This is a genomic window from Mycoplasma collis ATCC 35278 (genome assembly GCF_000701825.1).
GTDB classification, from domain to species: Bacteria; Bacillota_I; Bacilli_A; order Mycoplasmatales; family Metamycoplasmataceae; genus Mesomycoplasma_A; species Mesomycoplasma_A collis.
Genome location: NZ_JNJY01000015.1, coordinates 1 through 24104 on the forward strand (window position 1 = coordinate 1; position 24104 = coordinate 24104).

General features: G+C 22.7%; 13 protein-coding genes. 1 reads left to right on the plus strand and 12 read right to left on the minus strand.

What is annotated here, in order from left to right; all coding sequences use genetic code 4:
* The 12 genes from T403_RS0103145 to T403_RS0103200 all read right to left on the minus strand — a co-directional run.
* The coding region (locus T403_RS0103145; RefSeq protein ID WP_033161366.1) for a helix-turn-helix domain-containing protein at positions 1-200 on the minus strand (200 nt) is incomplete at its 3' end.
* A 145-nt stretch (positions 201-345) separates the two neighbouring features.
* Complete coding sequence (locus T403_RS0103150; protein WP_033161367.1) at positions 346-1962, minus strand: hypothetical protein; 1617 nt, start codon at positions 1960-1962, stop codon at positions 346-348.
* Positions 1938-3320 (minus strand): ABC transporter ATP-binding protein, encoded by a 1383-nt coding sequence (locus T403_RS0103155; protein WP_084273848.1) that lies wholly within the window; start codon positions 3318-3320, stop codon positions 1938-1940. Before T403_RS0103155 ends, T403_RS0103150 begins: the two co-directional genes overlap by 25 nt.
* Positions 3313-4557: an ABC transporter ATP-binding protein gene (locus T403_RS0103160; RefSeq protein ID WP_051619135.1), complete on the minus strand. Its 1245-nt coding sequence runs from the start codon at positions 4555-4557 to the stop codon at positions 3313-3315. Before T403_RS0103160 ends, T403_RS0103155 begins: the two co-directional genes overlap by 8 nt.
* 3 nt (positions 4558-4560) lie before the next feature.
* Positions 4561-5559, minus strand: coding sequence for an ABC transporter permease (locus T403_RS0103165; protein ID WP_033161368.1), 999 nt, complete (start codon positions 5557-5559; stop codon positions 4561-4563).
* Entirely contained in the window at positions 5559-6623 is a 1065-nt protein-coding gene (locus T403_RS0103170; RefSeq protein WP_051619137.1) for an ABC transporter permease, read from the minus strand. The genes T403_RS0103165 and T403_RS0103170 overlap by 1 nt, the downstream gene beginning before the upstream one ends.
* Positions 6623-9718 carry an ABC transporter substrate-binding protein gene (locus T403_RS0103175; protein ID WP_033161369.1) on the minus strand — a complete coding sequence of 1032 codons (3096 nt, stop codon included), beginning with the start codon at positions 9716-9718 and terminating at the stop codon, positions 6623-6625. Before T403_RS0103175 ends, T403_RS0103170 begins: the two co-directional genes overlap by 1 nt.
* Positions 9719-9728: 10 nt before the next feature.
* Positions 9729-15230 (minus strand): PDxFFG protein, encoded by a 5502-nt coding sequence (locus T403_RS0103180; RefSeq protein ID WP_033161370.1) that lies wholly within the window; start codon positions 15228-15230, stop codon positions 9729-9731.
* 299 nt (positions 15231-15529) lie between these two features.
* A complete protein-coding gene (locus tag T403_RS0103185) occupies positions 15530-16309 on the minus strand; it encodes a Nif3-like dinuclear metal center hexameric protein (protein WP_033161371.1) in 780 nt (259 codons plus the stop codon).
* Entirely contained in the window at positions 16302-17627 is a 1326-nt protein-coding gene (locus T403_RS0103190) for an RNA polymerase sigma factor (protein ID WP_051619140.1), read from the minus strand. Before T403_RS0103190 ends, T403_RS0103185 begins: the two co-directional genes overlap by 8 nt.
* Before the next feature lie 627 nt (positions 17628-18254).
* Positions 18255-19994 carry a DNA primase gene (dnaG, locus tag T403_RS04270; protein ID WP_051619138.1) on the minus strand — a complete coding sequence of 580 codons (1740 nt, stop codon included), beginning with the start codon at positions 19992-19994 and terminating at the stop codon, positions 18255-18257.
* A gap of 41 nt (positions 19995-20035) precedes the next feature.
* Positions 20036-21391: a glycine--tRNA ligase gene (locus T403_RS0103200; RefSeq protein WP_033161372.1), complete on the minus strand. Its 1356-nt coding sequence runs from the start codon at positions 21389-21391 to the stop codon at positions 20036-20038.
* 190 nt (positions 21392-21581) lie between these two features.
* On the opposite strand from T403_RS0103200, the gene T403_RS04505 reads away from it, so the two are divergent.
* Entirely contained in the window at positions 21582-23378 is a 1797-nt protein-coding gene (locus T403_RS04505; RefSeq protein ID WP_033161373.1) for a hypothetical protein, read from the plus strand.
* Positions 23379-24104 lie beyond the last annotated feature (726 nt).

Here is a 24104-nt window from a genome sequence, read left to right on the forward strand (position 1 = left end):
TAATTTGCTAAATAACCATATTCATGATGCGAATTTCTTTTAACTTCTCTACTAACTGTTGAAACATTAACACCTAAAATTTTTGCAATTTGTCTTAATGATTTATTTTTTTGAAACATCTGTTCAATTATTAATCTTTTATTTTTATCTAAATGATAATATTTTTTAGTATAATTATAACCTGTATAATTATTATTCATAGTTCTCCTTTTTTTAAATGGGGGGGAGCTTTTTTTATATAAAAAAAGTGCCCCCCCATTTAAAATTTTATTACTTTTTTAAAAATTTTAAATGTGTTGCACTTAGAAATAGAATTTGGGAAAAATAAAGTTATTGGCAATAACTTTATTTTTTTTCTGGTTTTAAAGGATTTTCAAACGATTTTGTTAGTTCTCTATAATTATTCTTTTCAGTAACTCCATTTTCACTACCATCAGAATTATAACCAAATAATAAATTATAAATCTCTTCATAAAATAAACCATTTGCTAATACATAATCAATTGTATAAAGAAATCTAGTATAAAAGATTTGGTGTGCTAAAATAGCTCTAGTAATTGAATCTGATAAATTTAATGTTCTTCTTTGGAGATTTTGATAAATAAATTGTGATTTTGCATTAAATTTTATTCCATTTGGGGCTGTGATTAGATCTCAAGATTTAGCAATAAAATCTTCTCTTAAATTTAAGATTTTTTTTTGAATAATTAAATCTTCAGATGATAATTCAAATTTTCTAATTAAATTAGGAGGGAGTAAATTATAAAATTTTATAACAGGGGCTAAAGAAGAGTTATTAGTATTTGGATTAATTCTATCATCAAAATCAACTATTAAAATAGTATTAGAAAAATTATTGTCTTTTTTTATTTGATCTTTAGCAATAAAATGTGGCGTTTTTTTGTAAATTTTTTGTTTATAAAAATCACTAGAATTTACACCTTCTTTTAATATTTCTAATGGTAATTTGTAATTATGCTGAAAATTTGTAACATGATCAAATAATTGTTTTCTCTCTTCATCAGTAAATGTTAATTTAGCTTGTTTTACAAAATCAAAAAACTTTTCTTTTTCATAGTAATTAATTGTTTTCATATAAATTTTAATTGCATTAACTATGCTATCATAAGCTTTTCTTTGATTTTCGTTAAAACTTGAAATATTTTGATTAATTGTTTCTAAATCTTTTTTACTTTGTTCAGAAAGAGAATTAATTAAATTTTCAATTTCATATAATTTAACAAAATTTTGAGAATTAGAAATGATTTTATGAAATTCATCTTTGTTTAATTCATCTTTATTAGCTAATATTTTTAATTTATTTTTATATTCTTCAATATTAGAATTATATTTAGTAGTTAAAAATTTTTGATATATTGAATTAAAATAATTATCTATTTGTTCAAAATTTAAAAATGAAATAATCTTATTTTCTATTTCTGATTTTGAAACTGATTTTAAAAATTCAGGATTTTTAAAAAATAAATTTTCTTTATAAAATTTATTTTTTAATTTTGTAACAATTTCATTTTGTTTATCATTATTATTTTCTTGATATGCTTGAAAAAGTTCATTATAAGCTTTTATTTCTTCGCTTATATCTTGGGCAAAAAATTTAACTAAAGCTAAATTTTTGTTGAAAAAATCTTTTTTATTAATAAAGTTTTGATTTTTATTTAAAAATTCAATGTTTGTTTGAAGCTCTGAAAAATTAGATAATGAAGAGCTTTCATTTATTTTTTCTATAAAATTTTTATTGGATTTTAGAAAATCTTCATTATTTTTAAGTACTTGTGATTTTTTTTCATTTAAATCTGAAAGTGCTAGTGAATCGATCTTTTTTAAATCTTTAGTCTCTTTATTTGCGCAAGCGACAAAAACAAAAGGAACACTTGCAATTAATAATGTTGAAAATAAAATAAAATGTTTTCTATTTTTTATATTTTTTTTCAATTTTTTCATTCTTCTACCTCTTCATGAGTTGCAAATATATAGTGATCATCATTAATTTTTATTCACTCTGGTTGATTGTCTTTTGTATATTTGTGAATTTTAGAATTATAAACATAACCTACTAATGAACCTTTTTTACCATGAATAGAAGGAACAGCATCTAATAAGCTTTTAGTATAAGGATGAAGTGAATTTTTCATTATTTCTTTTGTAGTTCCTATTTCTAAAATTCTCCCTTTATTCATAACTGCAATTCTATTTGAAATATATTCGACCATTCTTAAATCATGAGCGATAAATAAAATAGTTAGATCATATTTTTCTTTTAATTCATTAAATAAATTAACTACTTGAGCTTGAATGGAAACATCAAGAGCTGAAATTGGCTCGTCAGCTACTAATAAGCTAGGTCTTAAAACTACAGAACGAGAAATTCCAATTCTTTGTTGTTGTCCCCCTGAAAATTCAAGAGGATAACGTCTTAAAATACTCTCGTCTAATCCTGTTTGTTTTAAAATATCAATTATTAATTTTTTTCTTGCATCTTTTTCTGAAATTTTAGTTTGCTCTAAAAATTTTTCTTTTTCATCAATAAAAAATTGTTCAATTTCTGAATTTAATAAATTATGATTTTCTAATTTATTTTTAAATTTACTAAATAAAATGTCGCTAACGATGTTTAAATCATTATTTTTTAATTTTTCATTTAAATCTTTATCATAAAGATTTTTAAACTCAACATAATTATCGTTGTTTTTTGCTATTAATTTATAAACTTCATTTTTAAATTCTTGGCATAAATTATAAAGATAAATTTCTTTTGAATTACCAGTGTTAATCAAACCTTCTGAAACAATTTTTTCAATATTAGCATGAGGATTAAGTGAATTAGCCGGATCTTGAAAAATCATTTGCACTTTGTTAGTTAAAAAATTATTTATCTCTTTATATTCTTTTAGTGCTTTACCAAATTTAAAGCCACGATTAATTTTTTTGGGTAATAATTTATTTGCTAAATGAATTTCACCAAAACTATAAGGAACAAGACCAACAAGTGCTTTACCAATTGTTGATTTACCTGAACCTGATTCACCAACAAGTCCTAAAACTTCACCTTTGTAAATATTTAAATTTATATCACTAACAGCTCTAAAAGATTTAAATCCTTGACCATAAGTGATATCAACATTACGTAATGAAGCTAAAATTTCTTTGTCAGATCAAGCATTTAGCATTTCATCTACATTTTTAGTTTGCTTTCTAACAACATTTTTTGAAAAGAATAAAGAACTTTTTATTTTATAAACTTTAGAAATTTCATTATTTTGAAAGTCAATATCATTTTTATTTTTTTCAAGTTTAGACATTTTTAGCTCTATATTCCTTTCATAATTTTTTAATAATTTTTGGCGGTTCATATTTTGGTGCATTTTTATCTAATAATGCCGATTTTACAATGTGAGTTTCAGAAACATTATAAAAATCTGGTTCAATTTCAAAATCTCTTCCTAAGGCATAATCATTTCTAACAGCAAAAGCATCACCTTTGATGTTATTTAAACTCGAAGGAACATTACCTCTTATTGCACTTAATTTTTCACCAATATTTAAATCAGGCATTGATAAAATCAAACCTCAAGTATAAGGATGTTGTGGATTAAATAAAATCTCTTCTCTTTTCCCTTGTTCAATTACTTGTCCTGCATACATTATCGAAATATAATCACTAATTGAAGCAACAACACCAAGATCGTGAGTAATAAATACAATTGATAATTTTAATTTTTCTTGTAAATTTTTAATTACATCTAAAACTAAAGCTTGAACAGTAGGATCAAGAGCGGTAGTAGGCTCGTCCATAACTAAAATTTTAGGCTCAAGCGCAACTATCGCTGCTATTACAACCCTTTGAATCATTCCTCCTGATAATTCGTGAGGATAAAGTTTCATAATTGCTTCTGGATCGTTAATTTTAGTTAATTTTAAAAATTCAATCGCTCTTTGATAAGCTGCACGACGATTTGTTACAACTTTATTAAGAAGCATCCCTTCAATGATTTGTTTACCAATTTTCATTGTTGGATTTAATGTTGACATTGGATTTTGGAAAACAGCAGAAACTACTTTTCCTCTATATTTTGATTTTTCTCAATCTTTTTGGCTAAATTTTTCAACATTATTGTTAAATAATTTTATTTCTCCAGAGTCAATAATTGCATTATCACCTGTAAGCCCATATAAAAGCGAAGTTATAACTGATTTACCTGATCCAGATTCACCTATGATTGCATGAACTTTACCTTCATAAATTTCAAGCGAAGCTCCTCTTAAAACTTTGTTTTTTTCGTTATAAACAGCAGGATTTTTAAAAGATAAAAATACATTATTAATTTGAGCTGTTATTTTCAATTTGGTTCCATCGCTAAATTGTTTATATAAAACATTAGATTCAAATTTAGCTCAATTAAAACCTTTTTTATTATTAGAATTTTTATGATTAAAAGAATAATTATTATAATTACAATTATTACTTTTTTTACTAAATTTTCTTTTTAATTTACTTCTAGTAATTTTAAAAAATTGCTTTGTTTTTGAATATTGCATATTTTACCTTTGTCTTCTTAGTGTATCTTGAACACTAGCACCTATTAGTTGAACAGAAGTTGTAATTAAAATTAAAAATGTTGATGGAACAAAAACATATCTTAAATAATTAGGGAAATTTTTCTGACCATCTGAAATTAAGTTTCCTAATGTTGGAACATCTTCAATTGCTAAACCAATAAATGAAAGTGATGTTTCAGAAAGAATAACTCCTGGTATTGTAAAGATTAATTGAGTAATCAAAATAGGAATGATTACAGGGATGTAATTAACTAAAATTTTAGCAGATGAAGTTCCTAAAACTTTAGAAGCTGCAACTCATTCAAAATTTTTAGCTCTTTTTACTTGCGCTCTTAATTGGTTGGCCATTCCCGTTCATGACGTTATCGATAATGAAAGGGCTATAACTCAAAATGTCGGTTTAAAAATGATTGTAACTAATATTAAAATTAAAATTGTAGGAACAAGAGAAATAATTTTAATAATAAAAGTCATTATTTTATCAAAAACATTAAATTGACCCATTAATATTCCGATAGTTAAACCGATTATAACTTCAATAAAAGTTACAACAAATGCTAATGATAAAGAATAACGTAGCCCATGTCATAAACGAGCTCAAAAATCTCTTCCTAATGCATCAGTTCCAAAAAAGTGATATTTTCCCGTTGTAGAATATTGATTAAAAATTAATAAACTATTATTAGGATCTGTAGTTAAAGGATCTTTAGTAAAAAAAGGAATAATTATCCCTAGTAAAATAATGATCAATAAAAGTGTAAGACCAAAAACACCGAAAAAACTTCTAGAATAACGATTAATAAATTCTTTATATGGTTTAATTTGAGGTTTTAAATGATGAGTTAAATTAGAATCGAAAATTTGTCCAACAATTTTTCAAGCTTGATATTGAAATGGTTGTAATAATGAATTAGGAGCTTGAGCTAATTCTTTTGCTTCTTTTGTTTCAAGTTTATTTTTATTTTTTTTAAATAATTTCATTATTTTGATTTTCTCCTAATTCTTGGATCGATTAACTCATAAAGAATATCTCTAGTTGCATATGATAAAACTGTCAACATTGAAAAAATTATAATTAAAAATAAAATAACATTATAATCTTTGGTTTGAATTGCTTGTAAAAATGTTGCACCTGATCCACTGATGAGAAAAATTTGTTCAATAAAAATACTTCCTATAAATGAACCGAATATAACAGCAGGAAAAAAAGTAGCAATTGGAAATAAAGAAGGTTTAAGAGCGTGTTTTCAAACAAATTTACTTCTTGATACACCTTTTAAATAAGCAAATTTTGCATGAACTGAATTAATCTCACGATTAAGTTCTGTTCTTATATATTTGATATAAACAATAATACTTCCAAGTGATAAAGCTAATCCGGGTAAGATATAAGTTAAAAGATTTTTTTCTTCAAAAATATAAGGAAGTTTTACAAGTCTACCTAAAAATACTAAAACTAATGCAAAAATAATTGAAGGAATTGATGAAAAAATACTTACTAAAAATGTTGAGACATTATCTAGAATACCACCAGGATTTTTTCCAACTCAAACTCCAATGCTAATTCCCACACTAACAGTAATTAGAACAGAGAAAATTCCAATTAAAAATGATTTATAAAATCTAACTCAAATAAAATCATTAATTTCTTGTCCAGGAAATAAAGAAAGCGAAATTCCAAATTGCCCTCTAAAAACTCCAGATAAATAATTTAAATATCTTTGAAATAATGGAAGATTAAGGCCATATTTAGTTTCTACTGCTATTCTTTGACTTTCATCAAGTCCTGAAGTTATTGCGTTGGAACCTGGAACAATGTTAATTAAAAAGAAAGTTATTGTAATAACAATTCAAGCTATGATAAAAAATTCTAAAATTATTTTGAAAATTTTTCATGAAAAACTTAATAAAGGAGAATTAATAGAAAATAGTTTTTCAAAAAATGTTTTATCTTCTACTCTTTTTACTGAAAAATAAACTTTATTATCATCATAGTAATAAATTTTATTACTATGAGGATCTTTGAATTTTTTCTTTAATTTCATTATTGATCTCCTTTAGTTTTTGGCAATCCAGGTCTAGGTGGTTTTGTATAATCATAAGCATATTGTAATGAAAAGGTATAAAGCGAACTTACACCAGCTACTCTTGAAATTTCTCAGTTAGTATCAACTTCCATTAAAGGGATCACAATTGCGCTATCTTTAATAATCTTTTCAAAACTTCCAATAAATGGATATAATCAGTCAGTTTCTCATAATTCTTCGGAAACTTCTTCATCAGTAAAGTTAGAAGTAAAAAACGAATTTATTCTTGATGAATAAGATATTCCATCTTCATTATTTTTTTGAAATGATAATTCAACAAATTTATTTCATAAATTTAAACTATTGATTTTTGTTTCAGAATTATTAACTAATTGTTCAAAATTTAAACGTTCAGCTGTATTTCTTGTTTTGTTAGCTATTTCTTTTGTTCCATATTTTTCTAAGATGTAAATAGAAAATAATCTTTTAATTCTTGCTTGTTTTTTATTAGAATTTTCATCACTTAAAATTAAGTATTCCACTGCTTTTAATAAAAATTCAGGTGAATAAATTTTTTCTAATTCTTCTTTTGATAAATTAGGTATATTTTTTAAATATAAATCTTTATTTTTATTTAAAAAATTCAATATCTCTTTAGTTAAAATTCCATATTTATTATTAGAATTTTCTTTTTGAGTTTCTTTAATTTTTGAATTAAAACTACTAAAAAATGAATTTTTTAAGTTGGTTAAAATTTCATTTAAAACACTTTCACGAGTTAATTGATTATTTTCTTTTTGCAATTCTTCTAAAAATAATTCACTTAAATAAGTTTCATAAGTAAAACTACCAACAGGATTTAATCTAAAACCTATATTCTTTTGATTTAACGTATTAATTTCATCACTTTTGAAAAAAGCAGCAATATAATCTTGTGGACTACTTCCTCCTATGTAATCATAGTTTCCGTAAATAATATCAAATTTTCCTTCTTCTACATATGAGGCATATGTATTTTCAGGTAAAGCTTTAGTATCAATTTCGATAAAGTTTTCAAATTCAGTATCTTTAAGTCCTATTCTTATTGATTCTTTTAAAAAGATACCCGCTTTTTTTTGTTCATCGGTTGAATTTTCAATATAATTTATAGTTAATTTTTTTAAATCAGGATATTTGTTTTTAAATCTTTTTAAATAAAATAAAGCTGTTTTAGGATCGTACATATGATCGGATAAAATAATATTTTCTAAATTGAAATTTTTCCCTGAATGTTTTAGAAAATCAAAATCTAAAACTGATTTAACTTTATCATTTTTTTCTTTATAATCCAATCCTTCAAAAAATGTTTCAATATTTTTACCATCGTCGGCTTTACTTTGACCATAAGCAGTTCACATTGAAGTTGGAAGTGAAAAATCTCAACCTACGAATTTAATTGCATCAGTTCTTTTTAAAAATAATTGAATAGCTTTTCTTAAATCATTATCTTTTAAATAAGGATTTTTGTTTGTTTCATCATCTAAATTAAAAGCAAAAGCAATTGTTCCATAACCAGAATTTTTCTTTAAATAACCACGATATTCAATATCAGAATAATATTTTAAAATTTTAGATGCTGGAACATATGATTGTGATATGTGTTTATCTTCAAATAAAATTGTAGAAATATTAGGATCGGTTGAAAAAGTTATTTTAATTTTATTAGGGATAACGTTTTTTTCATCAAAATAATCAGAATTTTTGTTTAATTTAAGATAGCCGTTAGGCCCTAAAATCATATCTTTATCTAAGTTAAAAGCACCTGTTGTCAAAAATTTATCGTAGGAAGAGCCAAATTTATCAATTCCCCCAACTACTGTTTCAATAAATTTTCTATTAACTGGGAAAAAACGAGATGTATGATTTATTAAATAACCTAATGATTGTGTATTATTTTCATCATAAATAACAGTAAAATCATTTTCATTATATGCTAATATTTTTTGTTTAGCATTAATTATTTTTTTACCGTCTTTTTCAACGATTTCGAATTCTTGATAAGGATTTAAAAAAACATTTTTAATAATTTTAACTTTTTTAAAATCAGTTTCTTTCTCTCCTTTTTTACCAGGTAATAAAAATTTAAATTCTTGCGCTTCATTACTATTTAAATTAAAATTTTCATTGAATTTTAAATTATCTTCAATTTCTTTATTTGTATAATCTAAAAATAATTGTCCAGTATAAAAACCAAAATTCAACGCTGCTTTTTTAATTTTTTCAACATCTTCTTCATCGCCTTTATTTTGAGATTGTCATACTTTCTCTTCTGGATCTTGAATATATTCGTTAAATGAATTTAATATATATCTTCTTCTTCCTCAAGGGTTAGAATATAATTTACCAAATTTTGAAACATAATCATTTTGCGCTTGAACAAATTCGTTTGCACCTCTAAGTCCAAATTTTAGAATTTCATCTTTTTTTTGTGAACCTGTATTGTTATCTAGAATATATTCTAAATAATCTCTAAGATCTTTTGCTTCTATTACTTCACCATTAGATCAAAAGTTTAACTTTTCATTCATCTTGGATGTAAATCCCATATAGATATTAGGGTTTTTAGGATTTGGAAATAAATATAATGATGAATTTTGAAAATCACCAGAACTACTTCTTCCTAAACCGCCTAAAAAGCCAAAATCTGTTACATTATAGAATGAATTACTATCCCCTCCATAACCGTCATTTTTTGATAAATTTTCTTTAGATTTTGAATAGAAAACATTAAAATCAGAACTTTTTTTATTATTTTCATCAACTGATAAATTTGTTTGTGCCCGATGAAAAATAAATTTAGAAATTGGAAGAATGTTTTTAAGATTTCTACTAGGACCTTCTTTAGTAAATGCTTCTACTAATGTTGGCAATACTTTAGATACTGATTTATATTTAATATAATTTAAATTATTAAGAGGTGGAGCTACTAATCCTAAATCATATTCATTACTATATAAACTACTTTCATTGTCCTTTTTATTTGAACAAGCCATAGTGACAATTGAAGATAAACTAACTAAACCTAATGAAAATAAAGTTAATAGTGTTTTTAATTTTTTCTTTTTTTTCAACATTTCCCTCCTTTTAATTAGTTACTCTAAATTGGAATTTAATTTGAATAACAACATCGTTATTTTCAGTTTCATCTTTAAAAATTTGAATTGGTGCTTGTTCAGTTAATTTACCATTTTCAGTAACTGAATTTAATTCTCCCAATGTTGCCTTTGTAACAAAATTATGATTTTCATCAACAAATTCAATTAAATATTTATGATTAGGCTTTAAATGAGCATCACGATATTTACCCATAATTGCAAAATCACTAAGTCATGATGTATAACCCAAATCCTCTATTCTTACTTTAGAATTTGGATCACTTTGTCTTTTTAAATAAAAAAGATTATTTGTTTTTTTTGTATTAAATTTAATAAATGTTGGAGCATTTTGTTTATCTGTTAGATCACTAAATTTAATATATTTAATTTTATTAGCTTGTTCTAATGGTAAAAATCCATATAAAGATAATGCATCTTTTTCTTTTCTTCTGAAAATTCCAGAAATATTTCTACCTCTCCCAGCTCCATAATTTAATAGTTGAGAAGTAAAAAATGCTTCAGGACGTGAGGTAATTTTTTTTCTATTTCCATTTGCATCTTCCAATCCTTGAATTCTGATGGAATCATCATGAATTTCATTTAAATCATCATCATAAAAGTGCATATCAATAACTTGTTTTAAATGTCTATCAAGAGCAAAACCATTTGATTTAGAAATAAACTTTCCAAAATATGCATTAGAGTTTTCAGCGTCAGATCCATTAAAGTTAAAAATATCATTTTTGCTATAAGTATCTAATACTTCAGATAAAAATTTTTGAGAAATTTCAAAACTTTCATTATTTAATTTAGTTATTTCGTTATTTAATTTTTCAATTTCTTTTAATAATTCAGTTTTTTTAGTTAATTCTATTACTTCATTATTAATTTTTTTCTCTAACTCATCTTTAATGATAATTAATTTTCTTAATTGGTGATTTTTATCTAATAATTGAACTGAAGTTTTTTTAATATATTCTTCTGATTTTAAAGATTTAATAGCATTATTAATTGGAGAAACATAACTTAATAAATCTATAAATTTATTATTTAAATTATCTAATTTTGTCCCATCAGTAACATAATCTAAGGATGTAGCTTCTTCATTTAAACCTTTAATAAAAGTAGATAAGTGTGAAAATTCTTTTTCTTCTGCTACATACGTAGTTTGTACATAATCTCTGGTTAATGTTTCTGCTATATTATAAATATAATCAGTAAATTTGTCAGCTACTTGATCTTCAACTCTAGTATCAGCATAAGTTATAAAGTCTTTAGATGGTAATCCTGTTGTAAGTTCACTTACATAAATGTCATCAGTTAAATCATCAAAATTTAAAATATTTCCTAAAAATTTATATAAATCTTGTGTATCCATTAAACTTAAAACTATTTCAGTGATTTCTTCTTTTGATTTACCAACTGCAAAAGTGGTTAAACCATTTATAAAAGATAAGTGTTCAGGAATTTGTTTTTTAATAAATTCTTCTAAAGCTTTTTGAAGTTTTTCTATTGATCAAAAGTTTTTTAAATTATTATTATCAATATTTTTCTCATCAAAAATAAATCTAGAGGCTAAATCGCTGTTTTTAAATTGGATTCCGTAATCACGAGTAAAAAATGCTTTATTTTTCACCAATTCTTTAACAGGGTTAAAATCTTTAATTGATAAAAATAGATCTGAATTTCTTAATCTTAACATCAATTCATTAGCAATTAATTGATCGTTATTTGATTTAGCATATTCTTTAATCTTTTCACTTTCATTACTTTGATTAAGAACTTGTTTTTTAAACTCTTCTAAATCAAATTTTGTTTTAACATAGTCAAGATCTCAATTTACTATATATTTTTCGCCTTTTGGTGTATATTCAACATTTTCAACTTTTGCTTTAGAATAATCTAATGAGGCGAAATTTAATAAATCATTTAAAGTTTCAAAAACTAATGAATAATTTTGTTCATTTTTTATTTTTAATTTATATCCCTTTTTAAAAGAATCATAAAACTTAAATTTATTATTAAAATTATTGTTGTAATTATAAAGAACAATTTTTGCTATTTTATCATTATATTCTTTTTCTAATTCAGTTATTTTATTTAAATCAGTTGCAGAAATAGTAGATAGTTTATTTGCAAATTCTTGATAATTAAATAATTCATTTTCTTTATTTAAAAATTTAAAAATACCATTTTTACTCAAAAAAGATTCATTCATTTCATAAATAATACTATTTTGGAAATAACCAAGCTCAGCTCCTGAAGTTCTTGCTAAATTTCTAATAATAGATTCAAATTCATGTTTAGTGTGTAAATCGTTTAAAAATTTTGATGTTTCAGAAAATGGAAATGTAAATTTTTCTTTAATCTCAAATTTGCTATTGCTATTATCTTTTTCTAAAAAGGCAAAAACTTTTCCAGCATCACTATAAATTTTTACAGATTCATTAAAATTAAAATTACCATTTATATAGGAATTATGAAGAGTTGTAGCGGTTTTATTGATTAAAATTGCATTTTTTAATAAACCATTTTTATTAGTATCTTTATTTTTATTAAATGGCGCATAGTAATAATTGTTAACTGAAGAAGGATCTATATTCCCAATTGGGAATAAGCTACCTCCATTGGTTCCAATTACATTAACATCATATGTTAAATTATTATTTTTAAGTCTTGAGACGATTTCATAACTAAAGTTTGAATTATTATAATCTTTTGAAATTCTATATGAACTAGAACGATCTAAAGTTCTAATACTAAATTTAGATTCTCCACCTAAAAAGGTTGATGGACTATCTCATCCATTGTGACTTCAAGTTTTTACAATTATTTCATTTAAAATTTGTTTATATTTATTAGTTTCATTTTCAATATATTCTAATTCTTCATCACTTAATTCTTCATTTAAAGGAACATTTATAACTGGAGTTCCATCACGATTAAATAATTTAATTTTAACAGCTTTATTTTCATCGTTAATTTCTACAATTTCAAAAGTATAATTATTTTCATCGGTGAAAATAACAGCGCCTGCATCAATTAAACTACGTTCTTTTATTTCACCATTATCATCAAGATAATTTGTTGTTAGTTTTTCTAAAATATTTTTAGTAGTAACATCTACTCATCTTTTTTTAACCTGTTTATTATTATCGGTGTATTTTTCAATAATTTTATTTTTTCCACCAATAGTTGGATTTAATGTCCCTGAATTTTCATCAAATGAATTAGCTAAAAATAAATCAGATACTTTGACTTTTCTAAGCTCAGCAGCTTTTTTTAATGTATCAAATGTTTGTAAAAAACGTCTTTTTTTATTAGCTATTATATCTTCGATTTTTGCAGGTTTTTTAGCTGAACCTCAAATATCTTCAACTTTTTCAGTGACTCATTCACCATCTTTATTTAAATATTTAAATCTAATAAATGAACCAGCGTTATTTTCTGTTTCTTGACCTAAAGCATTAACATTAATAAAATCTAAATTAGTTCTTGCATCAAGATAATTTTTTAATGCATATTTAGAGTAAAATGAATCATCAGATAAACCACCTCTAGTACTAATAGCTCCAACAATTAGTGAATTTTGTGTTTCATTTAAATTTTTAATTTGATCTAATGTAAAATGATGTCCATATTCATGAGCAGAAACATATTTTAAAAAATCAAATGAAAATCCGTCAAAATTTTCATCATAAGTAGCTAAAATTAAAGCTAAACCAATTCTATCATCAGGTTGAAAACCATTATATTCTCCCTCTTGGATTTCATATTCATAATATCCAAGATCATTTATTTTTTTAACTAAATGTGGCCCAGTTTTTTTTCTTAAAATGTGCGGGAATTTTTTAGATACTTTTTCAATTAAACCACTAAATTTTTCTACATAAACATTATAAGAACGACTATCTAAACCTTTAAGTGTATCACCAAATTTATTTTTAGCATTTTTCTCTTCGGGACCGAATGAAATTGCAACTGGATTTAGTGCTCCCAAATATTCGATTGCACTTTTAAATGAATCAAATTTATCTTCATCAGTTTCAGACATATTTTTAGCATCAAAAATAAGTGTTTTTTCTTTTTTATTTTTATCTTCTAGAATAATAGTTAATTTAGCTTCTGAAACAAAAATATCCTTAATTGTATATTCTAAAATAGCATCTTTTGTTTCTTTTGAGAGTTTTGAATAATCTTTAAGTTCCTTATTTAAATTTAATGCTTCAATTTTGTTTTTATAAAATCATTCTTTAGAATTGGATGAATAATAAGTTATTTTTTTACCAATATGCTCTTTTACGTCATAAAAGTCTAAAAAATTTTGAATTTCCTTATCATGAAGTTTTTTTAATATTTCATAATTAATTAAAGATTCTGAAGTGAAAATTTTTTCATCTAGCAATATAGATGATGAATTTTTTTCTATTTTTTTATCATTTTTTATTTCGTCCAATTCGTTTAAATCAAGACGTAGAAAAATGCTTGGAGCGCTTCCAGTATTTTTTAAAGCTGATGATTTAGATATTTCGTATTTTTTTATATTATTAAAATTAAAATTATTTAAATTTAAATTATGTTTTTTAATATATTGATTAAATTCTTGTAATGTAGGTTTTTTTTCAAAATCTAAAATTAAACTTTCATTATTTTCGGTATTTTTAACAACATAAAGTTTTTTATTTACTAATTTTTTTGGAATGTAAATACCTAAATAAGAATTATTAAAATTTGATGAATTAGCTATAGCAGAACTTATTGATATTGTTTTCAAAAAGTTATCAATAGTTTCTTTACTTTCACTTTCTTCAAATAATTTAGATGATAATCTTTCATTTGAATTATTTGGTCCACTTAAATTACTATAAATTGGTAATGAACCAAAAAAAGCATCAGGATAAAATTCAATTTTACTTTGTTCTTTTTTTAATGTTGTATGTGAACCTAGAGTAACATTATTCCCTTCTAATTTAACTCCTTTTACTAATGAAAAATTATCAAGTGTAATTAAATCCGGTCCTCAAGCAATATTTTCAATAAATCATTTAGTAAATTTTATAAATTCACTAGGCTTTACCGCTAATACGTATTCGTTAAAAAAACTAAATGAACCATATTTTACTTCTAAAATAAATTCTTCATTGTAAATTTCAAAATATTTTTTAAAAAAATCATCAAAATTATATTTTTTTTCTGGTTCTTTAATAAATCAAAATTCAGTTGCTTCAGAATTTAGCAAAGCAACTTTTTCATTTTTTAAAGGATCTAATACATAAACTTCAGCTATAACATTATTATTTTCATCAAAAATAGAAGAAAAATCATTACTTAAATCATTATTGGGATATTTCACTCCATTAACTTCATCAGAATTATTAGCATATACAACTAAACTACTAATACTGATTGCTGCCGCTGCACTTATCGTTCCGACTGATAATAATAATTTAGATTTTAATGATAAATCACTTATTTTTTTTAACTTTTTCATTCCACTCCTTTAAATTCATAAAAAAAAACTTTATTTCTTAAATAAAGTTTTTTTTAAATTATTTTATATATTTATTATTTAAATTAACAATTATTTAAGAATTATAACGAAAAACATACTGGAAATCATGCCAATATTATCTTTTTTATCAAAATTTCTTCTATTTAAATTAGTAGAAATGATCATTATAATTCCTTTCTTATTATTGTTTTTTATTATTTTTTATTTAATAATACTATATATTATACACAATAAATTGTAAAATCAAATTTTTTTATCTTTCTTTTAAAATTAAAAAATTAAACATTATGTATTATTTCATCAATAAATTTAATTTCAACTTCAATTTTGTCGAAAAATTTTTGAATAATTTGTTTTTTAAAATATTCTAAAATAAATTGTTCTACTAGGTGTGGGACTAATAAAAAATTTATTTTTTTTTCATTCAACGTTATTTGTTCGCTTCACTTAAGATCTGATGTTATATATAAATCAGTTTTTTTTATTTTGATAGCATTTATTATATTTTCCATTCCAGCTGAACCTGGCAAGATAGTAAAGTGTCTAATTTTTTTATTTTTCATTAAATTGCTTTGAAGCGATTTTAATGCAAAAATATTTTTATAATCAGCTACAATTTCAAAAAAATTTTTAGCTTTATTTAAATGTATAATAGCATTAAAGTTATCTATAGCTTGAATACCAGTATCATAATAATTTAATTTTTTAATCATTTCTTTAACACTTGTATTTGGAAAGTGATCAAAATTTGTGTGAACTGAAAAAACATTAATGTTATGTTTTTTAATTAAATTAAAAATTTTTCTTTTATATGGATATTTTTTAAATGTTTTTGTTTTGGAAATTTTATCGAAAAAAAATGTATGATAATTTAAAATAAAATCAAATTCATTTTTGATTGCATAGTCTAAAATACTAGATGTTAAATCTAAAGAAATTAAAATTTTTTTAATATCTTCTTTCCCAATATGTGAATAGCCAGCATTATCTCATTCTAGTAATGAAGAATAAGGAAATTGTTCTTCTAAAAAATCAACTAATTCAAATGATTTAATCATTTTTTACATAATCTTTCAATTTATTTTTACCTTGGGAATGTTTTAATTTTTTAAGAATTTTAGATTCAATTTGCCTAATTCTTTCTTTGGTAACCTGTCTTTCAGATGCTAATTCATCTAACGAATGAACTCTATATTTATTACCATTTTCATCTTCGCCAATTCCATATCTTTTCATTATTATATCTTTTTCTGCATAAGTTAAATTTGAATTAAGCATTGTTTTAATTCAATTAGATAATTGTTCTTTAGCAGCATAATCCACTGGGGAAATAACATTTTCATCTTTTATAAAATCAGAAAAATATGAATCATCTTCTTTACCAATAGATTTATCAAGTGATATAGGATCGATATTGATTTTTCTTATATATTGCACTTTTGCAGCTGTAAAATCATCACCCATTTTTTCAGCTAGTAATTCATCTGAAGGTGTATAACCTAATTCTTGTTGTAATTCTCTTTCAATTTTTGTTAATTTATTAATTGTTTCAACCATGTGAACTGGAACTCTAATAATTCTAGCTTGATCAGCTACAGCTCTTGTAATAGCTTGTCTTATTCATCAAGTTGCATAAGTTGAAAATTTAAAACCTTTTTCATACTCAAACTTATCAACGGCTTTTAAAATACCACCATTACCTTCTGAAATTAAATCAATAAAAGATAATCCTTTGTTTTTATATTTTTTTGCATTATTTACTACAAGTCTTAAATTTCTTTTTACAAGTAAATGTCGAGCTTTTCTTGCATTTCTAGGTGAAGATTCATGAATTTTTCTAGCAATTTCAATCTCTTCCTCATGAGTTAGTAATTTTCCATATTTACCAATTCATCTCATGTATCATTTAATAATATCATCAGTTTCAGTTAGTTTATTTCTATAATGATTATCATTAAGATGTAAAGTGTTTTCATCTAACATATCACCGTCAAATTCAAGATCAAAATTATCATCAATATCGTATTCTTTTAAATCAAATTCATCATCAAATTCATTATCTAAATCAGTTTTTTTTGTTTTATTAGAAGTTTTTTTTATCATATTGACTTCTTTTAGTAAATCCATTTCACTAACTTCGTTTAAATCACCTTCATCAACTTCTGATTTAATAATTTTTTCTTTTAGTAAAATTGAAAAAAATTCATCTGATTCTTCATCATCAACAGTGATATTTTTTGAATTTAAAATTTTAAAAATTTCTTCTTGGTTTAAAGAAGTTTTTTTACCTTTAATTTTATTTTTTAAAAATTTAATTATTGTAGCGTATTTTTTATCGATATTTGATGATTTTTTTAGATTTTTATCATCTTTCATTTTGTTTTTATTTGATGATAATTTTTGATTTTTAGTTTTACTTTTGTTTATTTCTAAAAATTTTAACTCTTTTTCTAAAATGAGATTTTCTTTAAAGACAAGTGTGAATAGTTCGCTAACTTCTTTTTCATTTAAAATCATTTTTTCTTTTTCTAAAAGTTTAAAAACATCTTTTTGATTGAAAAATCTTTTTCTTGTTGAAATTTTATTTTTTAATGAATTAATAATGTTGATATATTTATTTTCTAATGTTTTTTTGTTTTTATTTTCTGCTTTTTTTGGTGTTTTTTTTGATTTTTTTTCTAATAAAATATCAGCATCTTTTTGTTCAATAATAAATGATGCATCAAATTGTTTTTTTGTCATTAAATTGTGTTCATGAATTAATAAAAATAGTTTTTCGATTTCTTTAGTATTGAAGATTATTTTTTCTTTTTGTAATAAGTTATAAACATATTTTTTAGAAAAATTTTGCTTTTTTACTGAAATTTTTGTTTTTAATAACTCAATAAAGTTAAAATATTTTCTATTATTTTTATTATTTAACATAAATACACTCCTTTTAACAAAAAAATATAAAAAAAATAAAATTATAAATTTTATATTTTATACTAAAAATTTAGTTTTTTAATTTTTTTTTGTAATTTTCATCAAATTAAAATAAATTGAATTGATTTGTTTATCAATTTTTCTATGTTCATCAATATCATCGCTAATTTTTTTTCATTTTTCAAGCTCAGCTATTTGTTTAATAGCTTTTTGATTTAAAATTATTTTATAAAAATTATTGTTTCTTTTTTTTATGCTCTTTCAATCTTTCACTGTTTTAGCATAATTATCTGTAAAAAATGAATTTTTTTTCAGCATTGAAATTCTTTCGTTTAGATTTGGGATTTGTAAAAGTTGATTTAAAATTTTTTTTTCATTATTAAAAAAATAAACTTCATCTTTTTCTTTAATATAAATTTGTTCAATCTCTTTAACTAACAAAATTGAACAAATAGTTTCATTAAAATATGAAGTAAACTTAATTTTTTGTAACTTTTTTGTACTTAGTTCGTGATTTTTAAATTGTTCATTAATTAATTTGTTTTTTATATCTAAATTAAAAAAATTTTCAGGTATTTCAAATTCATTTGTGCTTTTAGCTATAAAAAATGCCTTTTCTTGTTCAGATGCAAAAATTAAATATTCTGAAAATTCTTTTACAAAATTATTTACAGAAGAAAAATTTTTCGGTTCGAGAAACTTTGTTAAATCATTATATAAAAATTCAAATGGGCTAATTTTCATTTCTAATATTTTCTTTAGTTCATTTTCGCCATTTAAATTCAAAATTTCATCAGGATCTAAATTTGTTTTATTATTAATAATTTCAACACTTATTTTATTTTTTAATAAAGTTAAAATAGATTTTTTAGTAGCAGATTTACCAGCTCTATCTCCATCAAGTCAAAGTATAATCTTTTTATCTTTTAATAATCTTATGTGTTCATTAGTTAAAGCTGTTCCCATTAATGCTACAACATTTTTAATATTAATTTTATATAAAGCAATAACATCCATAAATCCTTCGCAAATAATTATTTCTTTTTTATCATTAATATAATTATTAGCTTGATAAAAATTAAATAAAATTTTCGATTTAGAAAATAAACTATTTTGTGAACTGTTTAAATATTTAGCAACATTATCATTATTATCAATTATTCTTCCAGAAAAACCTACAATGTGATTAAATTCATTTTTAATTGGAAAAATTACTCTATTGGCGAAAAATAAATTTTCATTTTCAGTTAAAAGTGATGCGTTAATTAAAACATCTTTTGCTATTTTTTTTTTATTTATTAAAAAATCTTTAAATCTTAAACTATCATCATCACTAAAACCAATATCAAATTGTTGAATTATTTCTTGAGTCAATTTTCTTTTATGAAAAAACAGTTTTAATTTAGTATTGGTAGTTAATTCATTTTGTAAATTTAGCTTAAAAATTACTGAACTTATGGAATTTGCATTTATTAAATTTTTTTCTAATTCGTTATATTCGATTGCAACATTATTAGTATAATTTTCATTTTTTAGCTCTAAATTAAGTGAAAATTTTTCATTAATTAATTTAAGTGCGTTAAAATAATTGATTTTATTAAATTTCATTACAAAATCAATTATTCCTCCTGCAACATTACAACTAAAACATTTAAAAATTCTTTTTTGGTTAGAAATAATTAAAGATGGATTACTATCTCCATGAAATGGACAAAGAGCAATATAATTATTGCCTTTTTTTTGAATGGCAATAAATGATGAAATTACAGAAGCGATTTCAAGATTATTATTGATAATTTTAATAATATTTTGTGACATTCAAAATTTCCTAAATATTTTTATAATTTATATTTAAATATTTATTGTAATAAATATTTTTCAATTTCAGAAATAGCAACTCTTTCTTGATTCATTGTATCACGATTTCTAATAGTAACTTTTTGATCATTAAAAGTTTCATAATCTATAGTAATACAATACATAGTTCCAATAGCATCTTGCCTTCTATAACGTTTACCTATAGAACCTGTTTCATCATAATCAATTGAAAATCCTTTTTCAACTAAACTTTCAAAAATTTCATTTGCTTTATCACTAAATTTTTTAACTAGTGGTAATACTGATGCAATATATGGTGAAAGTTTTTTATTCAATTTTAAAACAATTCTTTTATCATTATCATTGATAATTTCTTCATTATAAGCGTCAACAGTTAAAGCGAATAAAATTCTATCAACACCCATAGATGGCTCGATAATATGCGGAATAATTTTTTCATTATTATTACTATCAAAATATTCTAATGATTCATTAGAATGTTTCATATGAGAAATTAAGTCAAAATCTCCACGATGAGCAATTCCTAATATTTCACCCCAACCAAAAGGAAAATGATATTCAATATCGCTAGTCGCTTTGGAATAATGCGCTAGTTCTTCGCTAGCATGTTTTCTTATTTTTAAATTTTCTTCTTTTAGTCCTAAGGAAACTAAAAAATTAAATGATTTTTTAATATAATATTCAAAAGTATTGAAAGAATTTTCAGGAAAATCAAAAACTTCTAATTCCATTTGCTCAAATTCTCTTGTTCTGAAAATAAAATTACCGGGAGTAACTTCGTTTCTAAATGATTTTCCAATTTGTCCGATTCCAAATGGTAATTTAGCTCTAGTTGTTCTTTGTACATTTTTAAAATTTATAAAAATCCCTTGAGCGGTTTCTGGTCTTAAATAAATTTTACTTTTTTTCTCTTCTATTACCCCTTGATGTGTTTCAAACATTAAATTAAAGTTTTTTATTTCACCTCAATTTGTAGCTTCACCATCATAACTTGAAACATTTTTTTTAATAAAATCTTCCATTTCTAATTGATTCATCTTAGATACATCTACATCTTTAAATAATTCTTCAATAATGTGATCCGCTCTATATCTTTTATTGTTTTTTTTATTTTCAATTAATGGATCAGAAAAATTATCAATATGCCCTGATGCTTTTCAAACATTAGGATTCATCAAAATTTTACTATCAATTCCGTAAATATTTTTATTTTTAGTGATAAATTCTTTTCATCATAAATCTTTTAAATTTTTTAAAAGTAATGAACCTAGTGGTCCATAATCTCATGTATTAGCAAGGCCACCATAAATTTCTGAGCCTTGAAAAACAAAGCCAGCATTCTTTAAATGGTTGATAATATCTTGTGTTTTTTTCATGTTTTTAAATTATAATAAAAAAACAAAATAAAATTAGTAAATAGTTTATTTTTTTTTGATTTAAATTTTTATATAACATTTTTTTTATATAATTTACTTTAATATAAAATTTTTGATATATAATAAAAAAATTATATGTATAATAAATAAAAATAAAAAAGCATAAAATGCTGTAGAAAAGTGTAAAAAAATGTTTAAAATAAAAAAAATAAAATCAAAATTATTATTAAGTTCACTCATTCCAATTTCAAGTTTTAGTTTTGTAGCATGTTCAACACAACAAAATACTAATGATTTAAATTCAAAAGACACAACAAAAGAATATATTCATTCTGTTAATTTATCAAATGTGCAAGATGATAAAATTGAAAATCAATTTGAATTAAAATTAACAAATGAAGGTAAAGATAAATATTTAGAAATTGCAACTATTATCAAAAATTATTTAGCTAATGGATTTACTTTACGAGATATTTTTACTAATTATATTGATGGAATTGCTTTTCAACAAACTGAATGAATTGTTATTAATATTTGAAAAATGCAAAACTTATTTCAAAAAGATAAAATGTGAAAAGTAAATTTTGATGATGAAAATTGAATTATCGAATTTCAAATACCTTTAAAAGAAAATGAAAAAACTGTTTATAAAAAATTACATTTAAAATTTGAAAAACCAAAAAATAAAAAAGATATTTATAAAATAAACAATGAAAAATTCAAAAATTTCATGGAACTAGAATTTAAAGAAAATAAACAAGAAAGTTATTCAAAATTTAAACTAGATTTTTATAAAAATGTTTTTGAATATGGTAGTGTTGGAGCTGCAATTGATAAATTATCAAGTAAAGAAAATGCAAATGGTTATTTTAATAAAAAAATCGGTTTTGAATACGAAGCAATAAAAGATAAATACGAACTTATTTTTAATGATGAAACAAAAGTTGTAATTTTAAATGCAGAATTTAAAAATAAGACCACTGAAGATTTAGAACCAGAAATTGTTAACTGATTTATTAAATTTGAAGAAAATAACAATACTAATTTAGAAAAAACTTTAACAAAAGATTTATCAAAAGAAAAAGCAAATAACGATCTTTTAGATATTCAATTAACAAATACTAGCAAAGATAAATATTTAGATTTTGTAACTTGACTTAAAGTTTCAGCAACATCAGGAAAAATTAGCGAAAAAATATTAAATTTTTTAGGAACTAATCTTGATTTAGACGCTAAAAATGCTTGATTAAGAATTAGTAGAAACTCTAATGTTGAATTTGATGAGGAAAAATGAAAAATCGAATTTGATGATAATAATTTAATTGTAAAAATAACTACTGAATTTATTGATAAAAATGAAAGTAAAAATCATGATCATGGAGATGTACAAATAGAAGGTAATGATAATCATGATCATAGTCACGACCATAACCACAACCACAATCATGATCACAATCATGTTCATAACCATGATCACGACCATAACCACAACCACAACCATGATCATAACCATGATCACAATCATGATCATAACCATGATCACGAACATAAGCACGATCATCATGAAAATGAAAAAACAAATTTAAAACAACAAATAATTATTTTAAGATTTGATGCACCTAAATCAAATGTCAAAAGCAAAAACGATACAGAAGATGTAAAAAATAAAATTAAATTTGAATTAAAAGATGATTCATTAACATATCAACAATTTGTTAATGAATATAGAAAAACAGTATATTCAAATAATGATTTTATTCAAACATTAAATGAAATGGCTAATAAAGAAAACTCTAAATTAGAATTTAAAGTTAATTTTGACGAAAGTAAAAAAGAAAAATTTTATTTAACAGGTTCTTCAATTAAATTTAATGAGCAAAATAAAACTGTTGCATTAACAATTTCACTCCAATGAGCAGATGAAAGTGGTAAACATGTACATTGAATTCCAAATACTTATCGTTTAATTTTAAGTTTTAAAAAATAAAAAGTGGAAATAATCCATTTTTTTTTATATTTTTTTATGTTTTATTTTTTTTACTATTATTGTTATTTTTCTTTTTTTTCTTTGCAACATTAATCATTTTTATTCCACTGTAAAATTACATTAAAAAAATAAGAATATTTTTTATTTACAATAATATATTTTTAATTCGATTCTTAATGTTATATTTTTTATTTAAAAATTAAATAGTGAATAAATTTTGTGGGGAAGTTTAAAATAATAAAAATATTTTTTAACCTCGTTGAAGATATTATAACATAAAAAAAATAAAGTAGTGTGTTTTTGTTAATGATTGTGGTCAAAGTCTTGCGCGTGCGCGCGCACCTTTAAAGGCCGGAGCAGAGGAGCATAATTCTCTTAAACAGAGATGCAAAAAAAACAACTTATATTACAAAGTAATATAAATTTATCAAAAAATCATTATTAACAATTATTAACAAAGTGGCTTTATTAGGCATTTTGTTAATAATTACATTATTTTTTATGCTTTATAATACATAGTATTATAGATTTAAACTATCAATTATTAATTTTTTAATAACTTATTTTATTTCTCAAAAATGCTGATTTTGATTATGCAATTATTTTTGTTAAAAAAAATCAATCATTTTATCATTTTTTTGATTTAAAAAAATTAAATTTTGAAATGCTATTTTACTAAAACAAGTGAATTTTTTTCTTGTATTTTTTTTAACAAAATGAGAAACA